This is a genomic window from Bacillus cereus group sp. MYBK216-1 (genome assembly GCF_051916495.1).
Lineage (GTDB): Bacteria > Bacillota > Bacilli > Bacillales > Bacillaceae_G > Bacillus_A > Bacillus_A thuringiensis_K.
Window position 1 is genome coordinate 1 of record NZ_JBQAGT010000034.1, and the last position, 6,283, is coordinate 6,283.

The following is a 6,283-nucleotide window of genomic DNA, read 5'->3' on the forward strand; positions in this document are numbered from 1 at the left end:
TTTTTCTGCCGAAGATGCTTTATAATATTTTTTATTTTCCGCTTTATTTATTATCGTATAATGTTTTTTATCTTTCTTTTGTATAAGTTCGCTTAACTGTTTTATTGTAGAATTTTCAAGCAGTTCCTTGATTCTTACTTCTACACCCAATTCTTTTCTAATATGAGAGATTGTAAAAGCTGCCTTCAAAGAATGACCTCCTAAATCAAAGAAATCATTATTTATACCTATTCGCTCTCTCCCCAACAGCTTTTCCCATATAGTTACAAGTTTTTCTTCTACATCATTTCTTGGTCCCTCATATTGAGATTCCGTAACATAACTTAGATCAGGATCAGGTAATGCTTTTCTATCTATTTTCCCATTAGGCGTTATTGGTAATTCATCAATTTTTATGATGAAGCTTGGAATCATATAACCTGGAAGTAATTGAACTAGCTCTTTCTTCAAAGTATTAACAATTACCTCTTTCTCAGTAGTCACATACGCACAAAGATATGTACTCTCATTTTCATCTATTTTATCTACAACAATAGCTTCTTTTATTCCGTCTAATTTCAATAGATGATTTTCTATTTCCCCTGTCTCAACCCTAAATCCCCTTATCTTAACCTGATTATCAATTCTTCCTAAATACTCTATATGCCCATCAGGTAACCATCTACCAAGATCACCTGTTTTATACATTTTTGTTCCTTTATCAAAAGGATTATCTATAAATTTCTCATTGGTTAAGTTGTGATTATTATAATAACCCTTGGCTAATCCCATTCCACTAACGCATATTTCTCCTACTACACCAATTGGAACAATATCATTTAATGAGTTAACAATATAAATTTTTGTATTATTTATCGGCTTTCCGATTTTATTATATGATTCACAATGCTGAATTTGAGCCAAATCAATATAATGTGCAATACATCCTATTGTACATTCAGTCGGACCATAATGATTAATAAACGCGATCCATGGACACTCTTCAGCTATCTTTTTAACATTACTAATATTTATATTTTCTCCACCTAATATAATTATATTCAAATCAACACATGACTTAAGCAAATGAGAATAATCCATTAATGTTGAAAATAGAGTAGGTGTTATTTTTAAATAACTTATTTTTTTCATTTCTATATATTTAATTAAAGATATAGGATCAAGATATATACCTTTATTGATTATATGAATTTGTCCTCCACACATTAAAATTGGAAATATACTGGTATAACACAAATCAAAACTATACTTTGAAGTCACTAAAGATCGACTTACAGAGTCTAATTTGAGTTGTTCACAGGCCCATAACACATAATTGATTAATGATTTATGTTTTATACTAACGCCTTTAGGAACACCCGAAGTTCCAGAAGTATATATAACATATACTTCTGACTCCAAATCATAATGTGTTTCTAAATTTTTAGAACCTTGCTTAGCGTATAATGACTCATCCGTGACATCTAGATATTCAATATAGGTTTCTCCATCTTCAAACAAATTTGAATTTGAAAGTATCATACTTGCTTGACTATCTTTTAGAATATGCTCTATTCTGCTCTTTGGAATTTCATTATCAATAGGTAAAAAAGCACTCCCCGTCTTTAGAATCCCAAGTATTCCAATTATCAAATAATCAGATGGCTCTACCATCAAAGCAATAATACTATTCTTTCCTATCCCTTTTTCAATTAACAACCTTGCTAATTTATTTGCCTTTTCATTTAACTCCTTGTAAGTTAGCTCTTTATTTTCAAATACTAAAGCTACATCATTCGGTGCTTTCTCCACCCGCTCTTGAAAAAGTTCTTGTATACTTTTATTCACAGGGTAATGAGGTGTTTGCTTATTAAATTCATTCAATACCTTATTTTTCTCTTCTTCATTTACTACGCTTATTTCCCCCAATTTACACACAGGATCATTTGCTACTTGAAGCAACGTATGACACAAGTTCCTTCCCATGAAATCTATTATTTCTTCATTGTAAACATAATTGTTATATGTAATTTCAATTTTAATTTTTTCTCCAGGTATGATTACAATTCCAAAATCATAATTTGTTTGTTCAAAGACTTCCATATCTGTCACTTGTAACTCAGCATGACTTTTATTATTAAAACTCTTTAAACTTTCATCCATTGGATAATTTTCATAAACTAATATATGATTAATCAACTTCCCCTTCATCTTTGTCAAAGCTTGTATATCTGCTAAAGAACTATATCCATATGATGTATTTGCTTTAATAACATCATTGTTAATTTGCTTGGCTAATGTAATGAAATTTGTATCATTTTCCCCTTTAACTCTTAGAGGAATAGCATTTATACATAATCCTACCATTCTTTCTATGCCTTCAACTTTACATTGTCTTCCGGAGATCACCGCCCCAAATACAACATCGTTCACATTGTTATACTTCTGTAAAACAACTCCCCACGCAGTTTGGATAAGTGCACTCAAGGTGATATGATTATTTTCAGATACAGTTTTTAGGTTAGATGTTACGCTTTCATTAACTATAAAGGTTTCCTTTCTATTTTTGAAACCATCTTCTTTAGTTGAACCTTGGAATTTCAACTTCTTGCTCATATTCATTAAGATAATCCCTCCAATAGTCTAATGCTGAATCTGCATCCTGATTATCCAGCCACTTTAAGTAGTTACTATACGGTTCAGTTTGTCCAAGTTTTATTTTTTCATCTCGGCATAATGATTTATAAATATTTATTATGTCATTCATCAATAAACTCATACACCAACCGTCCATAATAATATGATGAAAACTGAACAACAGTTTGTATTTGTCACTATGTTCTTTAATAATAAATACCCTTATTAAACAGTCATTTGTTAAGTTAAACCTATTATTTCTATCTTTATATTTCAAACATTCTATATAATCTTCTTTATCCACCTCTTTAAATTTACTTATATCCTCATAATGTATCGTTACGTTTCTCTCTCTTAATACTGTTTGCTTAAACATGCTTATATCCTTATAAAAAAATGCAGTCCTTAATATCTCATATTTTTCTATAAGCATATTAAATGCTTGATTTAATTTTTGAATATCAAGTTTTCCTTCCAAAGAAAAAATAATCTGTTCAAAATACGCCTGTGAATAGGGATCAAGTAATGAATGATAGAGCATTCCATTTTGCATAGGTGTAAGAGAGTGTATTTTCTCAATTTCTTTTCCACTAAATAATATTTTATTTAGATCCTCAATGGATAAATCTTTATCCCCATAATCAGATGGTGTTTTTTCTGGATATTCCTTATGCTCACAATGTTCTATAACACTAACTAATTTATCTATATATAATTCTGTTAATTTTTCAATTGTTTCATCTTTAAATTCTTTAGTACTATAGTTAAATTCTAAGTTTAATTGACCCTTAATAACCCATCCATTAATTTCGATTGGGTTCAATTTTTTGTTAGATAAAGAAACACTCGTACCACTGGATAACTCTGAATAACAAAAGATTTCTTGATTATGTTCAGTAAATTCTCCAAGATAGTTAAATCCAATTTCTGGTTTTAATTTAAAGTGCATATTTTTCTTATTTTCCAGAGCAGTCAAATACTTCAGTATTCCATATCCAATTCCCTTATTGGGTATCCTTCTCAAATACTCTTTTGTCTTTTTTATACAGTATGCAATATCTTCATTGTGCTTTACATCTAAAATCACTGGATATAACGATGTAAACCAACCTATCGTCCTATCTATTAAAACATCCTTTAAAATGTTCTCTCTTCCATGCCCCTCAAGACTAATTAAAATTTTATTATTACCAGACCATGCCTCTATTGCCATTGCCAATGAACAAAGTAAAAGGTCATTTATTTGAGTATGATACGCCGTATTTGCCTTCCTTAACAGCTTTTCTGTTAATTCTCGGGTAATATTAACCGTGATAGTTTTACTTTCTCCAAAAGTACTTTCACTCTTTTTAAAATCCCTTGGAATTTCAGCAACTTCTGTTTTTTCTACATCAATCCAATAATCGAGTTCCTTCTTAATTTCTTCACCATTCGCAAACTCCATCAGTTTTCGAGTCCACTCTTTGTAAGATGTAGTTTTTGTTGGAACTATAATTTCCTCATCGTTTTCCACAAACCTATAAATTTTCTCTAAATCCTCAAGAAGAATTCTCCAAGATACTCCATCAATAACCATATGATGAACAGACATGAGTAAATAATCGCCATCGACTGTTTTGAATAAGCCTAACTTTATTAAAATCCCATTTTCAAGATCCATTCCTTGTTGGATTTGATCAACCAACATATTAATAGTATTTATATAGTCCTTATCATCAGTTAAATCATAAGTATCTAATGTAAAAGCATCTTTAATAGCTTTTAATCCTCTATTCTCTTGTTTCATTACATCCTTTTCTTTTATATACATCATTCTAAAAACATCATGATGTTTAATAATATTCTCGAATGCTTTTATTAATGTTTTTTCATTAATACCTTCTTTAATATGAAACATGAATGCTTGATTAAAATGATTTACATGTGAAAATTCATTTTCCAAAAACCAATGTTGTATTGGAGATAGTTCTACTTTTCCTTCAACTGGCTCCTGACTTATTTCGCTATTATATTTTTTCACATATTTACTAACTTCCTTAATTTTTGGATGTTGTAGTATGTCTTGTACTTCAAGACTCAGATTATACTTTTGTAGCCTTGATACAATCAAAATAGACTTGATTGAATCGCCACCTAATTCGTAATAGTTATCAGAAATTCCAATATGTTCAATTTGAAGAACCTCGGTCCAAACCCTTACTAAAACCTCTTCAACATCGGTTCGTGGTGCTTCATAATTTACATCTGACTGTTTAATTTCTTTTATCTTAGTAAGCGCTTCCCTGTCTATTTTTCCATTTGGAGTTAGGGGAAACTGATCTATTTGAATGATAAAGCTAGGAATCATGTAGGCTGGTAGTATTTGAGTCAATTTTTCTCTCAGAGAATCAGCAAACACCTTTCCTTCCGCAGTCACATACGCACAAAGGTATTTTTCACCATCCTCATTACTTTTATCTACAATAACAGCTTCCTTTATTCCTTCCAATTTTAATAACTGGTTCTCTATCTCCCCTATTTCAATTCTATAACCCCTTATTTTGACCTGATTATCTATTCTTCCTAAATACTCTATATTTCCATCAGGCATCCATCTTGCTAAATCCCCAGTTCTATACATTTTTGTTCTAGGCTCAAACGGATTATCTATAAATGTCTCATTGGTCAATTCTTCTTTATTTAAGTATCCTCTCGCCAAACTCCCTCCCGAGATGCACAATTCTCCTGGTACTCCTATCGGGAGTAGCTCTTTATTCTTACCAACTATATATGCTTTTAAATTTCTAATAGGCTTACCAATTGGCACTGTATATAATTCCGCTGAATTATCCTTATATTTCCATATAGTGGAGCAAATTGTTGTTTCCGTTGGTCCGTATGCATTTATATATTCTATTTTAGTAGCAATCTTTCCTAATAATTTTTTGTTTATTTTTGAACCTGCTGTCACTAATAATCTCAGTGTTTTAATTTCACCTATATCTATATTATTTACATACACTGGCGGTAAAGTTGCTACAGTTATCTCTTTTTTATTAACATATTCAACAAAACTAATGTAATTATTAATTATTTCATCTGACAAAATATGTAATTCCGCTCCGTTTAAAAGAGCCATACTTATTTCCCAAACCGATGCATCAAATGAAATGCTAGCAAATTGGATAATTTTATCATCTTCTTTTATTTTCATATCATTTTCAAACACACTCTTTAAATTGCTTATTCCAAGATGATTAACTAATACCCCTTTTGGTCTTCCCGTAGTTCCAGAAGTGTAAATTACATAAGCTAGGTTATTTCCTCTATTTACCATCCCTAAATTTCGTTGTTCCTCAACGTACAGACTACTATTATCTAAATTAATAATATGCCCTTTAAAATCGATTTCATTTATTCTTCTATTTTGTACTAAAAGAATCTCCGAACGACTATCTTCCAGCATATAGTTAATCCTTTTATTAGGATATCGGGGATCTATCGGAAGAAATGCTCCCCCAGCCTTTAGTATCCCTAAAATCCCTACAATCATTTCTAAAGATTTTTCTGCTAAAATCCCCACAATGGACTCTTTTTTTACACCATTTTTTATTAATACTCTAGCTAAACTATTCGATTTTTCATTCAATTCCCTGTATGTCAATTTTTCATTATCACATACTACAGC

The 6,283-nt window shown here is 30.5% G+C and carries 2 protein-coding genes; both read right to left on the reverse strand.

Annotated elements, in window-relative coordinates; genetic code table 11:
- A partial coding sequence (locus ACTFRH_RS30765) for a non-ribosomal peptide synthetase (RefSeq protein WP_440048907.1) occupies positions 1-2,601 on the reverse strand: 2,601 nt, incomplete at its 3' end.
- A partial coding sequence (locus ACTFRH_RS30770; protein WP_440048908.1) for an amino acid adenylation domain-containing protein occupies positions 2,561-6,283 on the reverse strand: 3,723 nt, incomplete at its 5' end. The genes ACTFRH_RS30765 and ACTFRH_RS30770, both read right to left, overlap by 41 nt.